Here is a 23,121-nt window from a genome sequence, read left to right as displayed (position 1 = left end):
CCACCATGCATGATAAACGCTATCGCATTACCCTGCTGTTTAACGCCAACAAAGTGTATGACCGCCAGGTTGTGGAGGGGGTCGGGGAGTATCTGCAGGCATCGCAGACTGACTGGGATATCTTCATCGAAGAAGATTTCCGCTGCCGCATCGACAACATCCGCGAATGGCTGGGAGATGGGGTGATCGCCGATTACGACGATCGCTCCATCGAAACCCTGCTGTCGAATGTCTCCGTGCCGATAGTGGGCGTCGGAGGCTCCTACCACCGGCCGGAAGATTATCCGCCGGTGCACTACATCGCCACTGACAACGCCGCGCTGGTAGAGAAAGCCTTTCTGCACCTGAAAGAGAAGGGGATCAATCGCTTTGCCTTTTATGGATTACCGGCCTCCAGCGGCAAGCGCTGGGCGCAGGAGCGGGAACAGGCGTTTCGCCAGCTGGTGGGGCGCGAACGCTATCAGGGCGTGGTCTATCAGGGGATGGAAACCGCGCCTGCCAACTGGCAGCACGCCCAGAACCGGCTCGCCGACTGGCTGCAGACGCTGCCGCCGCAAACCGGGATTATCGCCGTCACCGACTCACGGGCGCGGCACCTGCTGCAGGCGTGCGAACACCTGAAAATTCCGGTGCCGGAGAAGCTTACGGTGATCGGGATTGATAATGAGGAGCTGACCCGCTATCTGTCGCGCGTGGCGCTCTCTTCCGTGGCGCAGGGCTCGCGGCAGATGGGCTATCAGGCGGCCAAGCTGCTGCACCGGCTGCTGGATAAGCAGCCTCTGCCGCTTCAGCGTATTCTGGTGCCGCCGGTAAAAGTGATCGCCCGCCGCTCGACCGACTTCCGCTCGCTGCGTGACCCGGCGGTGATTCAGGCGATGCACTACATCCGCTTTAATGCCTGCAAGGGGATCAAGGTGGAGCAGGTGCTGGATGCAGTCGGGCTGTCGCGTTCCAATCTGGAAAAACGCTTCCGGGATGAAACCGGCGACACCATTCATGCAATGATCCACCGCGAAAAGCTGGAAAAAGCGCGCGAACTGCTCGCGTCTTCCTCACTTAACATCAATGAGATCTCACAGATGTGCGGCTACCCCTCGTTGCAGTATTTCTACTCGGTCTTCCGCAAAAGCTACGACACCACCCCGAAAGAGTACCGGCAGCATCACGGAGAGAATGTGTTGTAGGGGAGAATCTCTGCGGCCTCACACCCGCTGCTCACTCTGCTCCAGCACCGCCAGCGCCAGCCCGTTCGCCGGATCAATCCGGGTCGCGGGGAAGTGCAGCTGGGTGTGCGTGGCGGTAAAGGCGAAGGCGTTGCCATGCGCTGTGTCGCGCACCGCTTTGCAGAAAATCTCGCTGGCGCTCCACGGGCAATCAATGATGATGGTGGCGGGGTTCAGCAGCAGCATGATCTGACTCAGCGCCGCACCGAGATAGCCACCCGCCTGGGTCATCACCGTATCCACCACGCGTGGCGCGCTTTCGCGGTTCTGCCAGCTCAGGCCAGGCTGATGCTGCGCCAGCAGCTGATTCACGGCAGGTTTGCTGACCAGCGCCTCCAGACAGCCGCGCCGGCCACAGCTGCAGCGTGGCCCGCCGGGCTGAACGATCAGATGTCCCGCCTCACCCGCCGTCCAGCTGTGCCCGGTAAAGACGTCGCCATGCTGGATCAGTGCGCCGCCGATGCCCTCGGCAATCCGCAGATAAAAATGCCCGCTCTCCACGGAGAGTCCGTGCTGCTCGACGGCCAGCAGCGCTGCCGCTTTGACATTGTTCATGATGCGGATGGGCAGGCGAACGTGTCTGCGCAGCGTGCTCAGCAGGTCAACATCCTGCCATTCAAGCGGCAGGGAGAGATGCATCCAGCCCCGGCGGGGATCGACGATGCCGGGAAAGCCAAGGCCGAAGCCAAGCAGATCGGGATAGCGCTCTGTCAGTTCCCGGCAGAGCATCGCCAGCTCCGCCAGCAGGCGGGTCGGGTTACTGGTATCGGTGCGCAGCGTCTGTTCCGCCAGCACCTGCGAAAAGTAGTCGCAGACCCGCCAGTGGATGACGTTGCGTTCCACCATAATGCCCGCGCTCTTGAGCTTTTCCGGCCGCAGGGCGATGCCGATTTTAGGCCGTCCGGCGGCCGCCACGCTGACCGGTCCCAGCTCCTCAATCAGCCCCTGATCCAGCAGGTCATCGATGATGAGCGAGACGGTGTTCTTACTGAGTTCCAGTGCCTCCGCCAGATCCTGACGCGACGTGACGCGCAGTTTACGTAACCGGGCCATTACCCGTTTCTGATTGTTCAGTCGCAGGAGTGCAGGGCCTTTGCCGTTTGTTTTCATCACGGATCCACCCAACAGAGGAGACAGATTTCAGTGTATCAGCCCGTGAGAAACGTTGATCTGACACTTTTGTGTGCTGTTTCACACAACCTCGCTATCAGGGATAGCCCTCGGCAGCAGGCGGGCGGGTAAGCGAAACGGTGCGCGTTTCGGATAAGAGGGAGGGAATGAGAGGACAGCGGTGCGGCCATGGGGAGAGCCGCACCAGCGGAGAGAGGCGCCAGCGCGCGAAGGAATTAATATTCGTCGCCGCGCACCCGGCTGCGGTAACTTTCCCAGTCAAACCGTACCCACAGGCTGTTGCCAAGCCGCATACGATCCATCACGCGCTCGCCCAGCAGGGCATTCATACCGGCATGGTCGAGGTTCGATAACATGCCGGTCGGGCGTTTGGAGGAGGAGCGGCGATCGACGATCTGGTTGATGATCACTTTTTCATAGCGCGATTCGCTCTGCATACCGATCTCATCAATCACCAGCAGGTCAACACTGCTCAGATCCTGAATCAGCCGCTCTTCGGTAATGCCGCTGCTGCCGCTGAAGGTGCCCTTCATGCTCGACATCAGGTCGGCGACCGTCACGATCAGCACGCTTTTGCCGCGCAGGATCAGGTCATTGCCGATCGCCGCGGCCAGATGGTTCTTACCGGTGCCGGGACGTCCTGAAAAGACAAAGCTGGCGATGCTGCCGTCAAATTCTGCGGCATACTGCCGTGCCAGCTCCAGCGCCTTACGCTGGCCCTCATTCTCAACCCGGTAATTATCAAACGAGCAGTTGATATGCAGTTCGCGAATGCCGGAACGGCCCATCACGCGCTGCATTTTCATGGCGCGGTTCTCGCGTACTATCGCCTCTGAGCGCAGGCGACCCTGCTCCTGATTCCACGCCAGCAGCTCCTGGCCATTGGCAAATTTGGGGCGGGTGCCTTCAGGCATCATTTTTTTCAGACGGCTAAAGAGATCGTTTGGCGTTTTCATCATTCACCTCGGAAACCATCGGGAATGGTACGGTCAGGATCGGGCAACTGGGTGATATCACGCTTCGGCTGCCCGCCATTTGCGGCGCGGTTCATCTGGATGCTGCGCGCCAGTTTCTGCTGCCACTGGACATGATGGAACATCCGGCCTTCCGCCTGCCAGTAGGCGACAAAGGCCGCCAGCTCGCCCGGCGTGACGGCTTCAGCCAGCGCCACGCCCCAGATCGCGGCCTGGCGCGTAAAGTCGGCATCCGGCTGCCAGCCCGGATACATGGCGAACTTCCCGGCCGGTGTGTGGATCGCAGCGGGCGCATCGTCATACAGGCTGTCATCCAGCGCCACATCATTCGGTTGCCGGGCGGCAGCTTCCAGCGCCAGCAACTCGGCCAGACGCGCCGGGGTGATGGCATACATCACCGGCGCATAGTTATCTAACACCGCCAGCGTGCCCTTTTCCGCCTGCTGCAGGGCAGTCAGCGGATCCTGTCGGAAGGCATCCAGGCCAATGAGCGTTGAAGTTAAGATTTTAGCTGACATGAAAAGACCTGAGGTTAACGAACACCTTGCGCCGGGAACCTGTCGCCGGCGCAGAAGGGGTTATTGTACCTTTTTTAACGGAGGGGATCGCTTAAAAAGCAGGAGTGCGGGTCAGTGCGAGGTCACCGGCGACGTGGCATGGCGGGCCGGTACAGATTCCGGTACGCGCACGGTAAGGGCGGCAGCAGCGGGGCGGGTCTGCCATACATAGCGAACCGAGGCGAGCCAGCACAGGCTGTATCCCAGCAGCTCAGTGCCCTCTTCGGCCATGTTTTTCACCACCCGGTTGTAATCCCCCAGCATCAGGTGCTGCCACAGCACATGCACACCAAACAGTCGGGAGAAGACCAGTACCACTAAAAAGCCGGAGGCCATGACCGGCCAGCTGCGGTGCTGCACCAGGGCAGCCAGCGCATGCACGCTTTTTTTCGGCGTGCGCAGCGCGACGGCCAGTGAGCCCGCGGTGACGGCCAGCGCAAACCAGACCCAGCTGCCATGCTGAATGGCATCAAACACGAAGTCGAGTTCACGGATCAGCATACAGGCGTAAAAACCGGCGACCAGGGTCAGCGCCCCGCGCTGATCGGGACGGCGTCGGGCCGCGATAAAGAAGAGTGCGGCGATGGTCGCCAGCATCACTTCCTGAGTGGTTTCGGTGAATGAGGTCTCATGCAGTGCGTCGTTCATCCAGGCGACGTCGATGTAGACAGGAACGATGGTGAGGGCAAGAAACAGCGCTGCCAGCAGAAAAACCGCGATTTCGCGGCCAATAAGAGTGAGATCGTTGCGCATAGTGTTACCAGTATAATGATTAGCAGGCTCATTATATTTTAAACGCCCGACCGCCTTTCTCTTTTTATGCCCCGCTCAGAAGCTGGCGCTGAAGCCGAAGCTGTAAAGTTGCTGTTCCTGATTATTCAGCGCTTCGTTTTGTGAAAATGAGGCGAAAGCCGCCAGATTGTCGTTCAGCGGCAGCTGCGCCCCGATACTCAGATCGATGCCCTCGCTCTGATCCGGGCCGTTCGTCGCCTCGCGGCGGGGAGTCTGGGGCGTCTCCGCCAGCAGATAGCGATAGCTGAGCTGCGCCCAGGGCGATATCCATCCCTGCTGCGAATCGATGCGCCAGCCGACGCTGGCACTCTGCTCGCGACTCTGCTGATCGCTGTAGTCACATTGCAGACAGTTCATGGGTTGCGGATCGACGGCATACTGCGCCACCGGCCCGGTGGTGAGCGACGGCGCAACAGGCATCTCCACGCCAGCCCGGTAGCGTTTTCCCAGCGGGGTGGTGCCTGCGCTGCCGGTTTCACTGTGCAGCGCGATGGGTGAAGCGGTGGGAGAGTTAATGGCGGCTTCAAACAGGGCGCGGTTTTCGTCACTGAAGGTGAGAGGCGTCAGCGCGATCTTCTCTGCCAGTATCGTATCGTAGTCCGGCAGAAAGTCGGCGTGCGGCGGCGCAGAGAGGCCGCTCCGGGCAAAAGCCGGTGCCATTAAGATTAACAGCCATGCAGCACAGCAGGTTCTCAGACCTTTCCAACCGCTTTTCGGCGACATCTCTTCTCCAGGCAGGGCTGAAGTTATTATCCGGCGTCGTAATTAAAATTCGCGCTGTCTCTGTTATTTAACCGCTGATCGTTTAACTATCAACCGATTAATTTTAAGATCAAGCGGACCGCTAAAATATTCTCGTTAAAAGGAACAAAGCGATGCAACGATGTGGTTGGGTAACACAGGATCCCCTCTATCTGGCTTATCACGACAGGGAATGGGGGGTGGCGCAGAGAGACAAGCGTGCGCTGTTTGAGATGCTCTGTCTGGAAGGACAGCAGGCGGGACTCTCCTGGATCACCGTGCTGAAAAAGCGGGAAAATTATCGCGAGGCGTTTCACCAGTTCGATCCGCAGGCGATTGCGCAGATGGACGCGCCAGCGATCGACCGGTTGCTGCTGAACAGCGGCATTATCCGCCATCCCGGCAAAATCGCCGCCATTATCGCGAATGCCCGCGCTTACCTGGAAATGGAGGCGAAAGGTGAGGATTTCAGCCAGTTCGTCTGGCAATTTGTCGATAACGTGCAAATCGTTCACCATTATCCCGACTACAGCCTGGCCCCCACCACGTCAGAGCAGGCCATTGCGCTCTCAAAGGCGTTAAAGCAGCGTGGTTTTAAATTCATCGGCCCGACAATCTGCTATTCCTTTATGCAGGCCTGCGGGCTGATAAACGATCATCAGAGCAACTGTTTCTGCCATCCTGATGCCATTACCCGCTGATTCTCCATAAATCAGGATTTTTCCTCATACATCCCTGTTCCACAGGCGGCATAATCGTGCCACTTATGGGGAAGGTTTTCCCCTGTGTCTCGACTGTAAGGGAACAAAAATGCAGAAGAAATTAATCGCGATCACCCTGTTACTGAGCGGCAGCCTGGCCCTGCCTGGCTGCACCACCAATCCTTACACCGGTGAATCACAGGCGGGTAAGTCAGGCGTAGGCGCGGGCCTGGGCGCATTAGTGGGTGCCGGTGTCGGCGTGCTTTCATCGTCGAAGAAAGATCGCCGTAAAGGTGCCCTGATTGGTGCCGCAAGCGGCGCGGCACTGGGCGGTGGCGTGGGCTACTACATGGACGTGCAGGAAGCGAAACTGCGTGACAAGATGCGCGGCACCGGCGTCAGCGTGACCCGTAATGGCGATAACATCGTCCTGAACATGCCCAACAATGTCACCTTCGACTCCAGCAGCAGCAATCTGAAACCCGCAGGCGCGAACACCCTGACCGGTGTTGCAATGGTGCTGAAAGAGTATCCAAAAACGGCGGTAAACGTCGTGGGTTACACCGACAGCACCGGCACCCGTGCGCTGAATATGCGTCTCTCTCAGCAGCGTGCTGAAAGTGTCGCCAGCGCGCTGATCGTGCAGGGCGTGGCCAGCGATCGCCTGCGTACGCAGGGGGCAGGCCCGGATAACCCGGTTGCCACCAACAGCACCGAAGCCGGCAAAGCGCAAAACCGTCGCGTTGAGATCACACTCACCCCGCTGGGCTAACCGTGGTCGCCCCCTCCCGGGGGCGCCCTTTTTTCTGGAAAGTCTCACGTTAAAAGCACCAGAAAGCGTTCTGTGGATAGAGCCAGCAGAGGCTTTATGGTAGCCTGATCAAAAATTGATCAGTGGAAATTCCCCTATGTCTCTTAAAGCCATCGCGGCGGTTTTAGGTCTCTCTGTCACCACCGTCAGCCGCGCCCTCAATGGTTACCAGGATGTCGCTCAGGAGACGCGTAAACGCATCGAAGCGGAGGCGCAACGGCGCGGCTACCGGCCTAATGCGGCGGCCAGACGGCTGAAAACCGGTCGCGCTAATGCGGTGGGCCTGGTCTGTCCGTCGGGGGCTTCGCCTCTGAGTGGCAGCGATTTCAGTGACATGTTACTGGCACTGGAGCATCACCTGGCCGGTTATGATATTAACCTGCTGCTGCTGACAGATAAGCAGCAGAATCCTCCGGCGCTCACCCGCCTGCTGCGCAGCGGGGCTGTCGATGCCCTGATTATCGGCCACACCCGGCCAGATGACTGTCGGCTTCATGCGCTGCTGCAGACCGATTTTCGCTTTCTGACGCTGGGTCGCAGCGATCTGCCCGCCACCTATGCCTGGTTTGATGTTGACCACCTTGCCGGTTCGCAGCTGGCGGTGGAGTGGTCGCTGGCACAGGGACGGCGGCGGATCGCCTGGCTTGGCAGTGAGGAGAACAGCAGCCGCGCGCGCGACCGGCGTCAGGGCTATCTGACGGCGCTGGGTGATCTCGCGCCTTATGCGATGGCGGCAGTGGCACCGACGCGCCGTGCCGGCTATCAGCAGACCCGGCAGTGGCTGGCAGAGGGGCCGATGCCGGAGGTGATCATCACCGACTGTGGTGCGCTGGCGGAAGGCGCGGCTGTGGCGCTGCATCAGGCCGGACGCGCCGCGGGTGAGGATGCCATCCTGCTGGCAGGCTGGGAGGGATTACCGGGGGATGCGATTCTCGATCATCCCATTGTCGCGATTCGTCAGGCAACGCCACATCAGGCTGGAGAGCAGGTGGCGGAGATGATTGTCCGGCTGATCGAGGGTGCGCCGCCGGAGACGTTACAGACCCTGTGGCAGCCCTGGCTGCAATTACCGGCGTAGCGCTTTTTGCTCCGGGCTGCGCTTGTGCTAGTCTCTGCCGAATTTATAATTTTGCAGGATATCTCATGAAAACCAGGCCGCCTCGCGCCACCATCAGCGATGTTGCTCACGCGGCTCGGACCGGTAAAACCAGCGTTTCACGTTATCTGAACGGTGAACTGCATCTGCTCTCCGCCGATCTGAAAGCGCGGATTGAACAGGCGATAGCGGACCTCAGCTATCGTCCGAGCCAGATGGCACGCGGTCTGAAACGCGGGCGTACGCGCCTGATTGGGCTGATTATCGCCGATATCACTAACCCCTATTCCGTCGATGTCATGAGTGGCATTGAAGCCGCCTGTCGTGAGCAGGGCTTTACGCTGCTGATGTGTAATACCAACAACGAAGTGGATCTGGAGCAGCACTACCTCCAGCTGCTGAGCAGTTATCAGGTTGAAGGCATCGTAGTCAATGCGGTCGGGATGCGCGAAGAGGTGCTGAATCATCTGCAGCAGTCCCTGCTGCCGATGGTGCTGATTGACCGCAAAATCCCCGATTTTCCCTGCGATGTGGTGGGCCTGGACAACGCCGAAGCCGCCGAAACCGCTACGCGCCATCTGGTCGACAATGGCTATGAGGCTCTGATGTTTCTCAGTGAACCGCTGGGCAGTGTCAACACGCGCCGCGAGCGTCTGCAGGCGTTCCGCCATCTGCTGGCGGCGCATCCGCAGGTTGAGCATCAGAATGTGGAAGTGGTGCTGCATCAGCCCGATGCGCTGGACGCGGCGCTGCTGGCATTCCATCAGCAGCATGCGGGCAAACGCTGTGCGGTAATGGTCGCCAACGGGGCGCTGACGCTGCAGGTGGCGCGATCGCTGCAGCGACTCAACCTGCAGTGGGGCCGCGATATCGGCCTGCTCGGTTTCGATGAACTGGAGTGGGCGGCGCTGGCCGGTGTCGGGATTACCACGCTGAAACAGCCGACCTGGCAGATTGGCTTCAGTGCGCTGGAGCGACTGATTGCCCGTATTGATGGCAGTGACCTGCCGGTTGCCGAACAGGTGTTCTCCGGCGAACTGATCGTTCGCGGCTCCAGCCAGCCGCTTCCCTGAGGTGCAGGTTTGTTCTTACTTCGGGCTGTGCGGGCAAATCAGAGAGTGTGCCGTTAAGGTATTGTCGAAAGGGACGAAAGAAGCCTGCTCAGGACAGGCTTCTTACTGGCTTACAAAGGCAGGCCGGAGAGAGTTAAATTAACAGCACACACGCTGAGAGGGCCTGGGCCTGGCGTCGAGAAAACTTTTATATTATCAAACCATTCATCCGGGCTTCCCCCGAAGATAATAAAGTTTTTTTCTGGCTCGCCTGAATCACTCATATTCACGGCGCCAGCAACGCGTTCGGCTTCTGACTTATCTATGTTTCTCATTTCGATCTCCTTAATTTGCATCCGTGTAGTCGTATATTTTCGATAACCTTTTCTAAGGATTCCTGCCTGAGGATGTCACCCGTTAATAGCGTTACAGGCAGAGCTTTATATTCTTTTCTTACTTGTATTTTGTCTATCTCTTTTTTCTGCCAAAGACCGCATGCCGCACAGGCTTTACTTTCAGACGTGGCGGTTTCAGATTCCATCACACTTTCAAATATCTTTACGGAGTTGTTATCTTTTAAAGCTTTTTCGTATATCAGTTGTTGTGGCATTTCCTTCGCAATAAATCCATTGAAGCCCATCGAAAATAGAGTGGCAGTGAAGATTTCCTTTTCTATGTCCTGATCGGGTTGGGCTGAAATCGTTGTTAATCCTGAAGCAAGTAATAGTGTTATTAAAATCCATTTCATCTGCAAAACCTCCGTTTGCTATCTTATTACCGGCTATAAATGACGCTGAGCAATAATAGGATGGAAATAAAGGAATTAAATTTAACAGCATCATAAAATGACGGTTTTGGTTTTTTCCGATCCGTTTTTGCATTAATCCCGCTAACGCTTTTCAGTAACGATGACTTCATAGCTATCCGCATCCCTCTTAACATGATAAAAATCCTCACTTTTTTCCTTCATCGGAGCTCTCTGATATGCACTTAGCGTACAATCCTGCATTTGTAAGCCTCAGACCTCTCTTCGTGTTCGCTTCGTGAGCACGATCATAGTTTCACAGTTTGCTGCTTTGCTTTGGAACCGGTTCCATTTAGGGTTTTTGTATCCGCTACGCGCAAAAACCTGCCATGGAGCAGAACATGAAACCTGACATCATTGTGGTGACCGCCGCTTATGGCCATGCGCAGATCGCCGCACTCGGCGGCCAGACTGCGCTGCTGCCGATCATTCAGCAGGCTGGTGCTGATGGCGTCGAAATCCGCCGCGAACTGCTTGATGACGCGGCGCTGGCCGATCTGCCCGCCCTGGCGCAGGCGGTGGCACAGCATCAGCTTCAGGCCAGCTATTCGGTGCCCGATACGCTGTTTTGTGACGGCGGCGAAATCAATCCGCGCATAACCCACTACGTTGAAGAAGCACGCCAGTTAAATGCGCAGCGGCTGAAAGTCGCGCTGGGACATTTCACCGGTGCACTTCACCGTGAAACGCTGCAGGCACATCTGGCAGAACTGCCGTGTGAACTGACGGTGGAAAACGATCAGACCGAACAGGGCAAACTCGCACCCTCCGTCGCGTTTTTCACGGCGATCAGGGAAGCCGGGCTACCGATCACGATGACCTTCGACATGGGGAACTGGTGCTGGACCGGCGAAAACGCCTTCCAGGCCGCGCAGCAGCTGGCCGAGCAGGTCGGCTATGTGCACGTCAAAGCCGCCGTTCCGCATCAGGAGAGTTTCCGGGCAATTGCGCTGGATGAGGCGGACGCTGGCTGGCGTGACCTGCTGCAACAGCTGCCCGGCTCGGTGCCGCGCGGTATTGAATTTCCGCTGGAAGGCGACGATCTGATTGCGGTGACGCGCCACTATGTGTCGCTGCTGCGCAATGTGTAAGGAGTAAAAATGAGTCATCACACCCAATATCACAACGGTCCGCTTGATGTGGTCACCATCGGGGAAGCGATGGCGATGTTTGTCGCCCGTGAAACCGGCGATCTCGCCGCCGCAGAGACCTTTGTTAAACGCGCAGCAGGCGCAGAACTCAATGTCGCGACCGGCCTGGCGCGTCTTGGCCTGAAAGTGGGCTGGGTCAGCCGGGTTGGCGATGACGCCTTTGGTCGCTTTATCTGCCAGCAGCTGAAAAAAGAGGGCATTGACCACGCCCGGGTCACGGTCGATAACCGTTATCCCACCGGTTTCCAGCTGAAATCCAAAGTCGATGATGGCTCTGACCCGCTGGTCGAGTATTTCCGTAAAGGCTCGGCGGCAAGCCATCTGTCGGTTGACGATTTTGACGCGGACTACTTTGGCTCGGCACGCCATCTGCATCTCAGCGGGGTGGCGGCAGCGCTCTCGGAGAGTTCACTGGAACTGCTGAAGCACACGGCCAAAGAGATGCGCGCGCGCGGGAAAACCATTTCGTTTGATCCTAATCTGCGGCCGGTGCTGTGGCGCAGTGAAGAGGAGATGCGTAAGCAGCTCAATCTGCTGGCGGAGTATGCCGACTGGGTACTGCCAGGCGAAAAAGAGGGGCTGATCCTGACCGGCTACCGTCAGCCGGAAGCGATTGCAGATTTCTATCTCGATAAGGGTGTGAAAGCGGTCGTGATTAAAACCGGTTGTGACGGCGCCTGGTATAAAACCGCACAGGGTGAACAGGGACAGGTGGCGGCGATAAAAGTCGACAACGTGGTCGACACCGTTGGGGCCGGTGACGGTTTTGCCGTCGGCGTGATCAGCGCCCTGCTGGAAGGTCAGACGCTGCCGCAGGCGATTCGCCGCGGCAATAAAATTGGTTCGATGGCGATTCAGGTCATTGGTGACAGCGAAGGTCTGCCGACGCGTCAGCAACTGGGCGACGAGTAGTTCACGCGCCCCTCTACAGACACAGGAGTTCCCGATGAAAAAGCAGACAATCGCGCCAAAACGCTGGTGGTTCATCATGCCCATCGTGTTTATCACCTACAGCCTGGCGTATCTCGACCGTGCAAACTTTAGCTTCGCCTCTGCCGCCGGGATTAATGACGATCTCGGCATCACCAAAGGCATGTCCTCGCTGCTGGGCGCGCTGTTCTTCCTGGGATACTTCTTTTTCCAGATCCCGGGCGCAATCTATGCCGAACGCCGCAGCGTGAAGAAACTGATTTTCGGCTGCCTGATCCTGTGGGGTGGCTGTGCATCGCTGACCGGTGTGGTCAGCAACATTCCGATGCTGGCAGCGATTCGCTTTGTGCTGGGCGTGGTGGAAGCAGCGGTGATGCCGGCCATGCTGATTTACATCAGCAACTGGTTTACCAAATCGGAACGTTCGCGCGCCAATACCTTCCTGATCCTGGGGAACCCGGTCACCGTGCTCTGGATGTCGGTGGTGTCGGGCTATCTGATCGAATCCTTCGGCTGGCGTGAGATGTTTATCATTGAAGGGATTCCGGCGGTCATCTGGGCGATTGCCTGGTGGTTCCTGGTGCAGGATAAGCCGTCTCAGGCGCGCTGGATGAGCGATGCAGAGAAAGCGGCTCTGCAGGCTGAGCTGCAAAAAGAGCAGGAAAACATCAAGGCGGTGCGTAACTACGGTGAAGCGTTCCGCAACCGCAATGTGATCATCCTCTGCCTGCAATATTTTGCCTGGAGCATCGGTGTATATGGCTTTGTGCTGTGGCTGCCGTCGATTCTGCGTAACGGCACGCAGATGGGCATGGTTGAAGCGGGCTGGCTGTCAGCGGTGCCTTATCTGGCGGCGACCATTGCGATGGTCGTGGTCTCCTGGGCGTCGGACAAAACCCAGAATCGTAAGCTGTTTGTCTGGCCGCTGCTGCTGGTGGGGGCGCTGGCGTTCCTTGGCTCTTACCTGGTCGGCTCAAGCAACTTCTGGGCCTCCTACACCCTGCTGGTGATTGCCGGTGCCGCGATGTATGCGCCTTACGGACCGTTCTTCGCCATTATTCCTGAGATGCTGCCACGCAACGTCGCGGGCGGGGCAATGGCACTGATCAACAGTATGGGTGCGCTGGGGTCATTTATCGGTTCATGGATCGTCGGCTATCTTAATGGGGCGACCGGCAGCCCGGCAGCCTCCTACATCTTTATGGGTTCGGCTCTGCTGGTGTCGGTGTGGCTGACGCTGATAGTGAAACCGGCGCAGAACAAAGCGCCGCCGCTGCGGGGCGCGAAACCGGCCTGAAAGCGTAAACGCTGAAGCGGGCTGGCCCGGTGCAGGTCCACAACGCCTGCACCGTTCGCACAGGCCTTTCCGGGTCTGTACGGATGCCGCCCGGGCGTAAACGTCAGCCTCTGTTTTCTCCGGGCGGCCCGCAAGCCGCCCGCTACTTATTTGTTTGATCGGGAGCCACTGAATGAAACCCGCTGTAATTCTCTATAAAAAACTGCCTGACGACCTCTATGCGCGCCTGGCTGAACAGTGTGACGTGACGGAAGTGAGCAATCTTTCGCCAGAGAGCCAGCAGCAGCACGCTGCGGCGTTCCGCCAGGCCGAGGGCCTGCTGGGATCGGGCGGAAAAGTGAATGGCGAGCTGCTGGCGAACATGCCTAATCTGCGCGTCTGCTCCAGCGTCTCGGTGGGCTATGACAATTTTGACGTGGCGGCGCTGAATGCGCGTCATGTGGTGCTGATGCACACCCCGACCGTGCTGACGGAAACCGTGGCTGACACCATGATGGCGCTGGTGCTGAGCACCGCGCGTCGGGTGCCGGAGCTGGATGCCTGGGTCAAAGCGGGCCACTGGCAGAAGAGCATCGGACCGGCGCAGTTCGGCATCGACGTACACCATAAAACGCTGGGCATTCTCGGTATGGGACGGATCGGGATGGCACTGGCGCAGCGTGCCCACTTTGGCTTCGGCATGAAAATCCTCTACAACGCGCGCCGTGAGCATGAGGAGGCGCAGTCGCGCTTTGGCGCGCAGCGCTGCGAACTGAAAGAGCTGCTGCAGCAGAGTGATTTTGTCTGCATCAGCCTGCCGCTGACTGACGAAACCCACCATCTGATTGGGGCCGCCGAGCTGGAACTGATGAAGCCGGATGCGGTACTGATCAACGCCGGTCGCGGGCCGGTGGTGGATGAGAAGGCGCTGATCGCCGCGCTGCAGGCGGGCAAACTGCACGCCGCCGGGCTGGATGTGTTTGAGCAGGAGCCGGTTCCTGCCGACTCTCCGCTGCTGTCGCTGCCGAACGTGGTGACGCTGCCGCACATCGGTTCTGCCACCCACGAAACCCGCTACGGCATGATGCAGGATGCGGTGGAGAATCTTATCGCCGCGCTCGGCGGAAACGTCGATAAAAACTGCGTTAACCCTCAGGCGCTGAAATAATCGCCACGCCTTTCCATTGCGCCCGCCGATGGCGGGCGTTATGGTGAACCCCCGATTCGCAATCACAAATTTTTAACCGCTATGTCCTTTTCTCAGTTCGGCGACAAATTTACCCAACATTCCGGCATTTCACGTCTGATGGAAGATATGGGCGCAGGCCTGCGTACGCCCGGCACCATCATGCTTGGCGGCGGTAATCCGGCGCAGATCCCGGCCATGAACGACTACTTTCAGCAGCTGCTGCAGCAGATGCATGAGGAGGGCAAACTCAGCGAAGCACTGTGCAATTACGACGGCCCGCGCGGCAAAGCGACGCTGCTGGAGTCGCTGGCCGGGCTGCTGCGCGACCAGCTTGGCTGGCCGATTACCGCGCAGAATATTGCGCTGACCAACGGCAGTCAGAGCGCCTTCTTCTATCTGTTTAACCTGTTTGCCGGTCGCCGCGCCGACGGCAGCAAAAAGCGGGTGCTGTTTCCGCTGGCGCCTGAGTACCTTGGCTATGCGGATGCCGGTCTGGAAGAGGAGCTGTTTGTTTCGGCGAAGCCGAACATTGAGCTGCTGCCGGAGGGACAGTTCAAATATCATGTCGATTTCGAGCATCTGCCGATGAACGATGAGGTCGGGCTGATCTGCGTCTCGCGTCCGACCAACCCCACCGGCAACGTGATCACCGATGAGGAGCTGATCCAGCTGGATGCGCTGGCGCAGCAGCATGATGTGCCGCTGCTGATCGACAATGCCTACGGCGTGCCGTTCCCCGGCATCATCTTCAGCGAAGTGCGTCCGCTGTGGAATCCCAACATTATTCTCTGCATGAGCCTGTCGAAACTTGGCCTGCCGGGCGCGCGCTGCGGCATCATTATCGCAGATGAGAAGACCATCTCTGCGCTGAGCAACATGAACGGCATCATCAGCCTGGCCCCCGGCAGTATTGGCCCGGCCATCGCCAATGAGATGATTCGTCGCGGCGATCTGCTGCGGCTCTCCGAAGAGGTGATTAAGCCGTTTTATCAGCAGAAGGTTGCGCAGACGATTGCGATCCTGCGCCGCCATCTGTCAGAAGAGCGCTGCCTGATCCACAAGCCGGAAGGGGCGATTTTCCTCTGGCTCTGGTTCCGCGATCTGCCGATCACCACGGAAACGCTCTATCAGCGGCTGAAAGCGCGCGGGGTGCTGATGGTGCCGGGCCACTTCTTCTTTCCGGGGCTGGAGCAGGCGTGGCCGCACACCCACCAGTGTATGCGGATGAACTACGTGCCGGATGCGGAGAACATCGAGCGGGCGGTGCAGATTCTGGCGGAAGAGGTGGAGAAAGCCTGGCGCGACAGCTAAGCCTGCGCGTCGGTTAACGACAGCTGGCACCACTGCGCCAGCTGTCGGATCGCCTGTTCCACTTCCGCATTCCAGCCAAAACCGGCATTCAGCCGGAAACAGTGATCGTAGCGCTGATCGGTGGCAAAAATATGGCCCGGCGCAATCCCGATGCCTGCGTTGCGCGCCTTCAGAAACAGCTCGCGCACGTTCAGCGCCTGCGGCGGCATGGCGACCCACAGCACATATCCCCCTTCCGGGTCAGAGACCGTTGTCCCGGCCGGAAACTCCCGCAGCACCGACTGACGCATTTCGCTGATTTGCCGCGCCAGTTCGCGCCGCAGCTTGCGCAGGTGAGCATCATAGCCGCCGCTGCGCAGCAGTTCCGCCACCGCCGCCTGCGACAGCACCGAGGTGCCCATGGTGGAGGTATATTTCAGCGAGGCGATCTTACGCATGTAGTTGACGCTGTGGACCCAGCCGATGCGGATGCCGGGTGCCACGGTTTTCGAGAAGCCGCTGCAGAGAATAGCGTTGGGGCTGAAGGCGCGCATCGGGAAAGGGCGACGCTCACCAAAGGCGGTATCGCCAAAAATATCATCCTCAATGATCACCACATCGTTTTCATCGGCCTGGCGCGCAATATAGGCTTTCTGCTCGTTGGGAATGCTTTTTCCCAGCGGATTGTTGATGTTGCACAGCGTCAGAAAGACCCGCACCGCTTTGCGCTGAAACAGACGGGTGAGGGTTGCCACATTCACATAGCCTTCCGGCCCGGCTTCCACTTCAATCACCCGTAAGTTGAGGTTATGCAGCATCTGCAGCAGGACGAAATAGCAGGGGGACTCCACCGCCACCACATCGCCTGGCTGCGTGGTGGCGCGCAGTGACAGCGAGATCGCCTCAATGCAGCCGTTGGTGATCAGAATATCATCGGCGCTGATATTGCAGCCATAATCGACCGCGCGCCGGGCAATCTCCGCTTTCAGCGGGGCATAGCCGGTGCCCTTAACCGTGTTACCGAGCAGGGCGGGTTTGCTGTAACCCATCTGGCGCATCAGCAGGCCGATCCGCCTGATCGGATAGAGGGCACTGTCGCCGTTCGCCAGATCGAGGCGTACCCGGCAGTCTGATCCGAGCATCGCCAGATGCAGTTCGGTCTGCTCATCGAGCGGGGCAATGGCGCGGGGCTGTTCGCTGACGGCGGGTAACGCACGCGAAGCGGGCCGCTGTGGGGCAACAAAAAAACCCGACTTCGGGCGGGCGACGGCGTAGCGCTCATCTTCCAGCGTACGCAGGGTTTTCAGGGCGGTGGTGAGGCTGACATTGTACTGTGTCGCCAGGGTGCGCACCGAGGGCAGACGGCTGTCGGGTGCCAGTGAACCGGCATGGATCGCCTGTTTAATCTGTTCTGCTATCTGGCGATAACGGCTGCTCTGACTCTCCTGTTCCCCGATAACCCCGGTCATCTGTTCCACCCCATATCGCGCTGATCTGTGCATATTCAACAGAGTACATTCAAAGTACTTTAGGCTGCATCTCTTAATTATTCATGACGCTAAACGGCGCACAGCGCCCGGCTGCCGTCGGGCCTGTGGCCATAACGGCAGGCCGTTCACCTAAGGAAAATGTGAAAGATGAATAATCTGCCCGCCATGATGAAAGCAATGGAAGCGTATCTCTCACCGGTTATCATCGCGTCGGCTCAGCGCTGTTCGGCCCGTCTGCTGGCGGCGTTACCCGATAAGCAGCCTGAGAACAACCGCGTCCTGCTCGCCTATGGCGGCGGCAAAGACAGCAGCTACATGGTGGCTTACGTGCGCTACATTCAGGGGCTGATCTGGCAGCAGCAGGGCACTACCTTTCATCTGCGGGTCAGCACCAACCGTCACGCGGCGATGAACCAGAGCGTCATGGATAATATTCATCGCGTTTATCAGTCGCTGGCGATGCATGACGATGAACGGGTGACCTGTCTGGTGGTGGATGGTCTGCTGATCCGCCCTTTCGCCCGCGATCTGCCGATGCCGGACAGCGTGCGTGAGCAGAACCGCAACGATGTGCTGATGAATGGCCACCGCTTTCGCGCCGATGCGCGCTCCACCTTCTGCAACGCCTGCAATCTCAGCATGGTCAACTCCTTTGGCCTGGCGGCGGACTACAACGGCGGTGTGGATATGATTATCACCGGCGATTCGCCGCAGGAGCAGGCCGCCTATGTGGCCTGGGCGCGGCACCTCTCACGACTGTTTGATGCGCCGGTCGCGGAAAAAAGCCGTGGCTTCAGCGGGTTCCTGCAGACGCTGGATGGCGTCGCAGAGCGCTACTTTAGCGACATTTACGGGGCCGGCCAGCTCACTGCCGCGCACCGCATCACCCACCAGCTGGCGCGCGATCCGCTCTTCTTCAATATCTATCAGGACACGGCCTATGAAGCGGGTGCGCACTGGGCGCTGCTCAGCGACTTTATGGGCTTCCGCTTTGATGAACTGATGTTCAGCTTTTCTGAGTCTGACTGCGGTAACCCGACGCTGATGGCGCATCTGCGCGGACTGCGGGCCGAAACGCTCCTGCAGCGCAGCTACGCCGAGGGGATCCGTGAATATGTGCGTTTTGCGCTGGGGCTGATGGTGAAGAAGGATTTTCCCCCGCAGCTGATCGACGAGATGGCGGCGCGCTATCAGGATGACGCCGCGATCCGGCAGCAGCGGCAGCGCGCAGCCGCGTTCGCCGTGCAGGCGTTTGACCTCAGCGAAGCGCAGCTGATCTGCATGATCTACTCGCCCTTTCTGGGACAGGGCCAGCAGCTCGGTCACTGGCTGACCGGGCAGCAGATCGCGCTGGAAGAGGCCGCTATCCGCGACCTGCTTGAGCAACGCAGTCAGGACGTCGCGCTGGCCAGGGCGTTAACGCACCTCTCCGGCATGACGCTGACACAGATGCGCCACTGCTGGCAGAGCAAGCCGGTCAGTTCGCTGCTGGAGGGCAAAAGCCCCGATCCCCTGTCGCGCGTGCTGCGCTTCGATCCCCATAAAGCGGTGATTCAGGTCAGTAACGGTGTGCTCAATGACACGGTGACAGAAGTCATCTCCGGGCGATAACCCGGTAAGGCGAGGCGATGAAAAAGATTTTTCTGCAAATTGGCGCCACCCGCGATGGACAGAACCCTTACTGCGCGGTGGCAAAGCGCGAAGGCTATTTCACCGTGCTGGCGGAAATGGGCGACTTTGTCGATTACCAGTCACTAAGCCTGGCGCTGCCTTTTGATCTGATTATTCGCCTCGACCGCCCTGAGAATCCGTGGGAGGTGATGCAGGCTTATCTGCACGCCGGTTTACTGGCGCATCCGCTGGTGGTGCTGGCGGGCTTTGAAGCCTACAACGCCAGCGCCGGGCGACTGCGCGACATGCTGGCCGGGCCGGACGCGCCCGCCGCCTTTATCCCGCTGGATAAATATGCGCAGCGCATGGCGCTGAAAAAAGCCTGGCCGCGCTTCCCGCAGCCGGAGTTCCGCTTTTTTGCCTCGCCGCTCAGCATTCTGGATGCGGAGCAGGCGCTCATCTACCCCTGCGTCGTCAAACCGGTAGATGGCGGCGGCGGGCTGGGCATCTGGCTGATTGAGCGGGCCGATCAGCTGCGCAGCGTGGTGAAGCAGCTGGTGCAGACCATGAACTATGGCGGGCGCGGCTTCAGCGGCTTTATCGTGGAAAGCGCCCTGATCGGCGAGGAGTTTTCGCTGCAGGGTGTGGTCGCGCAGGGGCATCCCCGGGCGCTGACCTGCTGCCAGAAGGTGATTGAGCAGCACCGGGACAGCGAAGGCTGCGTCAGCTTTTATGAGTCGGGGCATGTGGCGATGGCAGCAGCGGCGCTACCCGCCGCGTTCAGCAGTCTCATGACCTTCTGCTGCGAAACCTTTGGCTACCGTCAGGGCGCGTTTCATATCGATTTCATTGTGGTCAATGGCGTGCCGCATTTTCTGGAGATGGGGTTCCGGCTCTCTGGCATGGGGGTGGCGATGCTGGTTGAGGAGGCGACCGGTATCAACTGGGCTGAGGTGACTTTCCGGCTGGAGGCGGGAGGCACCCTGCCTGCCTTTGCCCTGAGCACGTCACGCGCTGTCGGCCAGCTGCGCCTGCGCCAGCCCGCACAGCTGCAGGCGGCGGAACGCTGGATTGAACAGCATCAGCAGGGGGCGCTGTTACCCCCCCTCCGGTTGCCTGCGTTGCAGGTGTCATCCCGCTCATCGCTCTACGCCGATCTGACCCGTCACGCCGGCATTCTGGCGACCTTCAGCCTCAGCGCTCCGACGCGGGAGCCCGTTATGACCCTTTTTCAGCAGGTGATTGCCGCGCAGCCGGTGACCGCCGGGAGAGACAAAGTATGTGCAGAATGATTCTGGCGCATGGCAGGTTCGACAGCGCTCAGATTCTGGAGGCGGCGCGCGCCATGAGCTGCGGCGAAGGAGCCGAACACGATGGCCCAATCAAATCCCATCCCAACGGCTGGGGCTGCCTGTGGCTGGAAGCGGGGGAGATCCGCACCCTGCACGGCACGGGCGCATTTGCTGAGGCGCTGCCGGACATCGATGTGGATCGGCTGCGCAGTCCGTTTCTGGCCGTGCATGTGCGCCACGCCACGCTGAGTAAAAATCAGGGGCTGGCCTTTTCTCATCCGCTGACGCGCCACAGCGCGGGTCATCAGTGGTACATGATGCACAACGGCTTTCTGCCGACCATCCACCGCCAGCTTGGCCTGGCGAAATCCCGTTTCGATTCAGAAGAGTACCTGCGTTACCTGGTCGATCAGACCACGCCCGCCGACTTCACCCGCGACTATCTGCGCGCAAAGATGGCGCAGGTGGAACCCGGCGGCAGCGCAGGCAATGCCATTTTCGTCACCCGTGACAAAGCCTGGGCGTGGCAGTGGTATCCCCACGACACCCCCTGGCCTGACTATTTTACGATGCATTTTCGGCAACAGGAGGATTGCACGCTGATCGCTTCTGAACCCGTGACAATACCAGGCAGCGCCGGCAGCTGGCGGCGAATGAACAATCATGAACTCTATGAAATTCCGTTTAGGGAGTGATAAACATGGCTATTTTCAATCAGTTCCGCGTGATTAATCCCAGCATGTTTGTGGAGTCGACCTGGCTGGATGACATCGTCACGGCGCGTGTGCCGCTGCTGGTGCTGCGTAATTTCCTGACGCCGGAGGTGCGGGAAGCGGTGGTGGCGGATCTGCAGCGCTGCCGGGAAAAGATCCGTGTTTCTCACTATCCGAATGGCGCGCTGACCACGCTCGGTCCCTATCTGGCGCGTCACACCGCAGAGCCCGATAACTATTTTACCGAGCTGCGCGATATCCAGCCGGCGCTGCCCCCTTCACTCACCACCCTGCGTGAGCAGATCTACCTTTGGGTTCAGCATGCGCTGCGGCTGGAGAGCCTGCGCATCGCCCAGGAGCCGGGCCACGGCGACTATGCCGGTTCTATCGTGCGGTTTCATGCCGATGGCGTCGCGAACCCGTTACACAACGACAATATCGTGCGTGATGCCGCCGGAAGCGGGCTGGCGGTGACGCAGATTCTCCATCAGCTCAGCTGTGTGGTCTGCCTGCAGGAGTGCAACGCGGGCGGGGCGCTGCGGATCTACAACAAAAAATGGGCACCGGAGGATGAGCGGTTCAAAACGGCCGGTGAGCTGGGCTATCCCGCTGAGGTGATTGAACACAGCGAAGTCTGCGAATTTTCACCACGCAGTGGCGATATCTATCTGTTTAATCCCGCTTTTTATCATGAGATTGATCGGGTTGAAGGTGATACCCGCATCACCATGGGATTCTTTTTCGGGCTGACCGATAAAAAAATGAAACACGCTATCGCCTGGAGTTAATCCGGTCCGGGCCAGACAAGGAGAGGGATATGACGACGTTTGAAAAAATCACCGCGCTGCTGGATCAGCATCAGGCCAGCTACCGCGTCGTGGAGCATGAGGCGATAGGGCAGACCGACCAGATCAGCCAGATACGCGGTAATGCACTGGGTCAGGCGGCTAAGGCGATGGTGCTGGAGGTCGTCATGCCGGACGGCGCGCCGCCGCGTCCGCTGCTGGCGATTGTGCCGGGCGACTGCCGGATCAATTTTAAAAGTGCGGCGCGCGCCATCGGCGGAAAGAAATCTTCTTTCGCCGCGCCGGAGCTGGCGCAGGCGCTGACCGGCTGTGTGATGGGCGCGGTGCCGCCATTCAGTTTTGATGACCGGCTGACGCTGCGGGTCGATACCCGGCTGCAGCAGGTCGGAACGTTATGGTTTAACGCGGGCGAGCTGGATAAATCGATCGCGCTGGCTGTAGATGACTATTTTCGCATCGTGGGGGAAGCGTGCTGTGCTGATATCGCGACCCCGATTGCGATCACCGCCTGACGGCGGCTCAAGGAGTTTCTGATGTCGGTAAAAGATATGCTGTTAGCGTTGTGCGTGGTGGTGGCGTGGGGCGTCAATTTTGTAGTGATCAAGCTGGGGCTGCAGGGGATGCCGCCTTTTCTGCTCGCCGGACTGCGATTCACGCTGGTCGCCTTCCCTGCCATTTTCTTTGTGCGCCGTCCGCCGATCCCGCTGCGCTGGCTGGTGGTTTACGGTATGACCATCAGTTTTGGTCAGTTTGCGTTTCTCTTCCTGGCGATTCAGCTCGGTATGCCAGCAGGCCTGGCCTCCCTGGTGCTGCAGGCGCAGGCGTTCTTTACCCTGCTGCTGGGGGCGCTGCTGCTGGCGGAGAAGCTGCGCTGGAACCACATCACCGGGATTATCATCGCCACGCTGGGGATGTTTCTGCTGGCGACGGCAGGCATGGAAGGACAGACCAGCGCCGGCATTACGCTGACGACTATGATGCTGACGCTGTCGGCGGCCCTGTCATGGGGGCTGGGTAACATTACCAACAAGATCATTATGCGGAATCGCAGCGTGCCGATTATGTCGCTGGTGGTCTGGAGTGCGCTGGTGCCGGTCATTCCTTTCTTTGCCTGCTCGCTGCTGTTTGAGGGGCAGGAGGCTATCGTCAGCAGCCTGCTGCACATCGGGCTGCAGACGGTACTGGCGCTCTTCTATCTGGCCTTTGTCGCCACCATCGTCGGCTACGCCATCTGGGGAAATCTGCTCAGCCGCTACGAAACCTGGCGCGTTGCTCCGCTGTCGCTGCTGGTGCCGGTGGTCGGGATCATTACCGCTGCGCTGGTGCTGGATGAGCATCTTTCCGGGCAGCAGATGCTGGGCGCCTCGGTGATTATTGCCGGCCTGTTGATCAACGTGTTTGGCGGCGTGCTGGGACAGCGTTTCGCGATGCGAACGCAGCCGTAAGGGCAAGGCCGGCGTCAGATATAAGGGCAAAAAATATCGCCTTGA

Annotated in this window: 24 protein-coding genes; 16 read left to right on the top strand and 8 right to left on the bottom strand. The window is 59.1% G+C overall.

Annotated features, from left to right (window positions below):
* Positions 1-5: 5 nt before the first annotated feature.
* Positions 6-1,184: a D-xylose utilization transcriptional activator XylR gene (xylR, locus tag OXR04_RS18780; RefSeq protein WP_058957189.1), complete on the top strand. Its 1,179-nt coding sequence runs from the start codon at positions 6-8 to the stop codon at positions 1,182-1,184.
* Between the two features lie 18 nt (positions 1,185-1,202).
* On the opposite strand, the gene OXR04_RS18775 is transcribed toward xylR, so the two are convergent.
* The 5 genes from OXR04_RS18775 to OXR04_RS18755 all read right to left on the bottom strand — a co-directional run bounded on the left by OXR04_RS18775 (position 1,203) and on the right by OXR04_RS18755 (position 5,400).
* Positions 1,203-2,333: an ROK family transcriptional regulator gene (locus OXR04_RS18775; RefSeq protein ID WP_267372552.1), complete on the bottom strand. Its 1,131-nt coding sequence runs from the start codon at positions 2,331-2,333 to the stop codon at positions 1,203-1,205.
* Positions 2,334-2,569: 236 nt separating this feature from the next.
* On the bottom strand, positions 2,570-3,310 hold the full coding sequence (gene dnaC, locus OXR04_RS18770; RefSeq protein WP_009088239.1) for a DNA replication protein DnaC: 741 nt from the start codon (positions 3,308-3,310) through the stop codon (positions 2,570-2,572).
* The gene (dnaT, locus tag OXR04_RS18765; RefSeq protein ID WP_009088241.1) at positions 3,310-3,846 is read right to left on the bottom strand and encodes a primosomal protein DnaT; all 537 of its coding nucleotides are present in this window, start codon (positions 3,844-3,846) and stop codon (positions 3,310-3,312) included. The genes dnaC and dnaT overlap by 1 nt, the downstream gene beginning before the upstream one ends.
* Before the next feature lie 111 nt (positions 3,847-3,957).
* Complete coding sequence (locus tag OXR04_RS18760) at positions 3,958-4,638, bottom strand: hypothetical protein (RefSeq protein WP_267372553.1); 681 nt, start codon at positions 4,636-4,638, stop codon at positions 3,958-3,960.
* A 75-nt stretch (positions 4,639-4,713) separates the two neighbouring features.
* On the bottom strand, positions 4,714-5,400 hold the full coding sequence (locus OXR04_RS18755; RefSeq protein WP_167429515.1) for an autotransporter: 687 nt from the start codon (positions 5,398-5,400) through the stop codon (positions 4,714-4,716).
* Between the two features lie 152 nt (positions 5,401-5,552).
* On the opposite strand from OXR04_RS18755, the gene OXR04_RS18750 reads away from it, so the two are divergent.
* The 4 genes from OXR04_RS18750 to OXR04_RS18735 all read left to right on the top strand — a co-directional run bounded on the left by OXR04_RS18750 (position 5,553) and on the right by OXR04_RS18735 (position 9,099).
* Positions 5,553-6,119 carry a DNA-3-methyladenine glycosylase I gene (locus OXR04_RS18750; RefSeq protein ID WP_150029956.1) on the top strand — a complete coding sequence of 189 codons (567 nt, stop codon included), beginning with the start codon at positions 5,553-5,555 and terminating at the stop codon, positions 6,117-6,119.
* A 109-nt stretch (positions 6,120-6,228) separates the two neighbouring features.
* Entirely contained in the window at positions 6,229-6,891 is a 663-nt protein-coding gene (locus OXR04_RS18745) for an OmpA family lipoprotein (RefSeq protein ID WP_009088249.1), read from the top strand.
* Between the two features lie 136 nt (positions 6,892-7,027).
* Complete coding sequence (locus tag OXR04_RS18740) at positions 7,028-8,008, top strand: LacI family DNA-binding transcriptional regulator (RefSeq protein WP_046100900.1); 981 nt, start codon at positions 7,028-7,030, stop codon at positions 8,006-8,008.
* Positions 8,009-8,073: 65 nt separating this feature from the next.
* Complete coding sequence (locus tag OXR04_RS18735; RefSeq protein ID WP_267372554.1) at positions 8,074-9,099, top strand: LacI family DNA-binding transcriptional regulator; 1,026 nt, start codon at positions 8,074-8,076, stop codon at positions 9,097-9,099.
* A 110-nt stretch (positions 9,100-9,209) separates the two neighbouring features.
* Here OXR04_RS18735 and OXR04_RS18730 read toward each other — a convergent pair whose 3' ends face one another.
* Entirely contained in the window at positions 9,210-9,413 is a 204-nt protein-coding gene (locus tag OXR04_RS18730) for a hypothetical protein (protein ID WP_111208014.1), read from the bottom strand.
* Positions 9,410-9,826 carry an MchS3 family protein gene (gene mchS3, locus OXR04_RS18725; RefSeq protein ID WP_267372555.1) on the bottom strand — a complete coding sequence of 139 codons (417 nt, stop codon included), beginning with the start codon at positions 9,824-9,826 and terminating at the stop codon, positions 9,410-9,412. The genes OXR04_RS18730 and mchS3 overlap by 4 nt, the downstream gene beginning before the upstream one ends.
* Positions 9,827-10,224: 398 nt before the next feature.
* On the opposite strand from mchS3, the gene OXR04_RS18720 reads away from it, so the two are divergent.
* The 5 genes from OXR04_RS18720 to OXR04_RS18700 all read left to right on the top strand — a co-directional run bounded on the left by OXR04_RS18720 (position 10,225) and on the right by OXR04_RS18700 (position 15,740).
* Positions 10,225-10,974, top strand: a complete 750-nt coding sequence (locus OXR04_RS18720; RefSeq protein ID WP_267372556.1) for a sugar phosphate isomerase/epimerase — start codon at positions 10,225-10,227, stop codon at positions 10,972-10,974.
* A gap of 9 nt (positions 10,975-10,983) precedes the next feature.
* Positions 10,984-11,946, top strand: a complete 963-nt coding sequence (locus OXR04_RS18715; protein ID WP_046100903.1) for a sugar kinase — start codon at positions 10,984-10,986, stop codon at positions 11,944-11,946.
* A 34-nt stretch (positions 11,947-11,980) separates the two neighbouring features.
* Complete coding sequence (locus OXR04_RS18710; protein ID WP_009088258.1) at positions 11,981-13,261, top strand: MFS transporter; 1,281 nt, start codon at positions 11,981-11,983, stop codon at positions 13,259-13,261.
* 172 nt (positions 13,262-13,433) lie between these two features.
* Positions 13,434-14,408, top strand: a complete 975-nt coding sequence (ghrB, locus tag OXR04_RS18705) for a glyoxylate/hydroxypyruvate reductase GhrB (RefSeq protein WP_009088261.1) — start codon at positions 13,434-13,436, stop codon at positions 14,406-14,408.
* Positions 14,409-14,489: 81 nt separating this feature from the next.
* The gene (locus OXR04_RS18700; protein WP_046100904.1) at positions 14,490-15,740 is read left to right on the top strand and encodes a valine--pyruvate transaminase; all 1,251 of its coding nucleotides are present in this window, start codon (positions 14,490-14,492) and stop codon (positions 15,738-15,740) included.
* On the opposite strand, the gene OXR04_RS18695 is transcribed toward OXR04_RS18700, so the two are convergent.
* Entirely contained in the window at positions 15,737-17,188 is a 1,452-nt protein-coding gene (locus tag OXR04_RS18695) for a PLP-dependent aminotransferase family protein (protein ID WP_267372557.1), read from the bottom strand. The genes OXR04_RS18700 and OXR04_RS18695 overlap by 4 nt on opposite strands.
* Positions 17,189-17,356: 168 nt before the next feature.
* Here OXR04_RS18695 and OXR04_RS18690 point away from each other — a divergent pair, with 168 nt between their 5' ends.
* From OXR04_RS18690 to OXR04_RS18665, 6 genes are read left to right on the top strand one after another with little or no spacing between them, the layout of a single operon-like run.
* Positions 17,357-18,820, top strand: a complete 1,464-nt coding sequence (locus OXR04_RS18690; protein ID WP_267372558.1) for a hypothetical protein — start codon at positions 17,357-17,359, stop codon at positions 18,818-18,820.
* Between the two features lie 17 nt (positions 18,821-18,837).
* On the top strand, positions 18,838-20,112 hold the full coding sequence (locus OXR04_RS18685; RefSeq protein ID WP_267372559.1) for an ATP-grasp domain-containing protein: 1,275 nt from the start codon (positions 18,838-18,840) through the stop codon (positions 20,110-20,112).
* Complete coding sequence (locus OXR04_RS18680; RefSeq protein WP_267372560.1) at positions 20,100-20,807, top strand: class II glutamine amidotransferase; 708 nt, start codon at positions 20,100-20,102, stop codon at positions 20,805-20,807. The genes OXR04_RS18685 and OXR04_RS18680 overlap by 13 nt, the downstream gene beginning before the upstream one ends.
* A gap of 5 nt (positions 20,808-20,812) precedes the next feature.
* The gene (locus tag OXR04_RS18675) at positions 20,813-21,613 is read left to right on the top strand and encodes a hypothetical protein (protein ID WP_046100908.1); all 801 of its coding nucleotides are present in this window, start codon (positions 20,813-20,815) and stop codon (positions 21,611-21,613) included.
* Between the two features lie 29 nt (positions 21,614-21,642).
* Positions 21,643-22,143 (top strand): YbaK/EbsC family protein, encoded by a 501-nt coding sequence (locus OXR04_RS18670; RefSeq protein WP_009088273.1) that lies wholly within the window; start codon positions 21,643-21,645, stop codon positions 22,141-22,143.
* A gap of 21 nt (positions 22,144-22,164) precedes the next feature.
* Positions 22,165-23,076 carry an EamA family transporter gene (locus tag OXR04_RS18665; RefSeq protein ID WP_009088275.1) on the top strand — a complete coding sequence of 304 codons (912 nt, stop codon included), beginning with the start codon at positions 22,165-22,167 and terminating at the stop codon, positions 23,074-23,076.
* Positions 23,077-23,121: the final 45 nt, after the last annotated feature.

It is taken from the genome of Pantoea sp. GM_Pan_3, from assembly GCF_026541045.1.
GTDB lineage: Bacteria > Pseudomonadota > Gammaproteobacteria > Enterobacterales > Enterobacteriaceae > Pantoea > Pantoea anthophila.
This window is presented reverse-complemented; position numbering and strand designations above follow the sequence as displayed.

What these genes read in the sequence shown, in the direction of transcription:
- xylR (WP_058957189.1), top strand. Translation starts at nt 6, where the DNA reads ATGCATGATAAACGCTATCGCATTACCCTGCTGTTTAACGCCAACAAA.
- OXR04_RS18775 (WP_267372552.1), bottom strand. Translation starts at nt 2,333, where the DNA reads ATGAAAACAAACGGCAAAGGCCCTGCACTCCTGCGACTGAACAATCAG.
- dnaC (WP_009088239.1), bottom strand. Translation starts at nt 3,310, where the DNA reads ATGAAAACGCCAAACGATCTCTTTAGCCGTCTGAAAAAAATGATGCCT.
- dnaT (WP_009088241.1), bottom strand. Translation starts at nt 3,846, where the DNA reads ATGTCAGCTAAAATCTTAACTTCAACGCTCATTGGCCTGGATGCCTTC.
- OXR04_RS18760 (WP_267372553.1), bottom strand. Translation starts at nt 4,638, where the DNA reads ATGCGCAACGATCTCACTCTTATTGGCCGCGAAATCGCGGTTTTTCTG.
- OXR04_RS18755 (WP_167429515.1), bottom strand. Translation starts at nt 5,400, where the DNA reads ATGTCGCCGAAAAGCGGTTGGAAAGGTCTGAGAACCTGCTGTGCTGCA.
- OXR04_RS18750 (WP_150029956.1), top strand. Translation starts at nt 5,553, where the DNA reads ATGCAACGATGTGGTTGGGTAACACAGGATCCCCTCTATCTGGCTTAT.
- OXR04_RS18745 (WP_009088249.1), top strand. Translation starts at nt 6,229, where the DNA reads ATGCAGAAGAAATTAATCGCGATCACCCTGTTACTGAGCGGCAGCCTG.
- OXR04_RS18740 (WP_046100900.1), top strand. Translation starts at nt 7,028, where the DNA reads ATGTCTCTTAAAGCCATCGCGGCGGTTTTAGGTCTCTCTGTCACCACC.
- OXR04_RS18735 (WP_267372554.1), top strand. Translation starts at nt 8,074, where the DNA reads ATGAAAACCAGGCCGCCTCGCGCCACCATCAGCGATGTTGCTCACGCG.
- OXR04_RS18730 (WP_111208014.1), bottom strand. Translation starts at nt 9,413, where the DNA reads ATGAGAAACATAGATAAGTCAGAAGCCGAACGCGTTGCTGGCGCCGTG.
- mchS3 (WP_267372555.1), bottom strand. Translation starts at nt 9,826, where the DNA reads ATGAAATGGATTTTAATAACACTATTACTTGCTTCAGGATTAACAACG.
- OXR04_RS18720 (WP_267372556.1), top strand. Translation starts at nt 10,225, where the DNA reads ATGAAACCTGACATCATTGTGGTGACCGCCGCTTATGGCCATGCGCAG.
- OXR04_RS18715 (WP_046100903.1), top strand. Translation starts at nt 10,984, where the DNA reads ATGAGTCATCACACCCAATATCACAACGGTCCGCTTGATGTGGTCACC.
- OXR04_RS18710 (WP_009088258.1), top strand. Translation starts at nt 11,981, where the DNA reads ATGAAAAAGCAGACAATCGCGCCAAAACGCTGGTGGTTCATCATGCCC.
- ghrB (WP_009088261.1), top strand. Translation starts at nt 13,434, where the DNA reads ATGAAACCCGCTGTAATTCTCTATAAAAAACTGCCTGACGACCTCTAT.
- OXR04_RS18700 (WP_046100904.1), top strand. Translation starts at nt 14,490, where the DNA reads ATGTCCTTTTCTCAGTTCGGCGACAAATTTACCCAACATTCCGGCATT.
- OXR04_RS18695 (WP_267372557.1), bottom strand. Translation starts at nt 17,188, where the DNA reads ATGACCGGGGTTATCGGGGAACAGGAGAGTCAGAGCAGCCGTTATCGC.
- OXR04_RS18690 (WP_267372558.1), top strand. Translation starts at nt 17,357, where the DNA reads ATGAATAATCTGCCCGCCATGATGAAAGCAATGGAAGCGTATCTCTCA.
- OXR04_RS18685 (WP_267372559.1), top strand. Translation starts at nt 18,838, where the DNA reads ATGAAAAAGATTTTTCTGCAAATTGGCGCCACCCGCGATGGACAGAAC.
- OXR04_RS18680 (WP_267372560.1), top strand. Translation starts at nt 20,100, where the DNA reads ATGTGCAGAATGATTCTGGCGCATGGCAGGTTCGACAGCGCTCAGATT.
- OXR04_RS18675 (WP_046100908.1), top strand. Translation starts at nt 20,813, where the DNA reads ATGGCTATTTTCAATCAGTTCCGCGTGATTAATCCCAGCATGTTTGTG.
- OXR04_RS18670 (WP_009088273.1), top strand. Translation starts at nt 21,643, where the DNA reads ATGACGACGTTTGAAAAAATCACCGCGCTGCTGGATCAGCATCAGGCC.
- OXR04_RS18665 (WP_009088275.1), top strand. Translation starts at nt 22,165, where the DNA reads ATGTCGGTAAAAGATATGCTGTTAGCGTTGTGCGTGGTGGTGGCGTGG.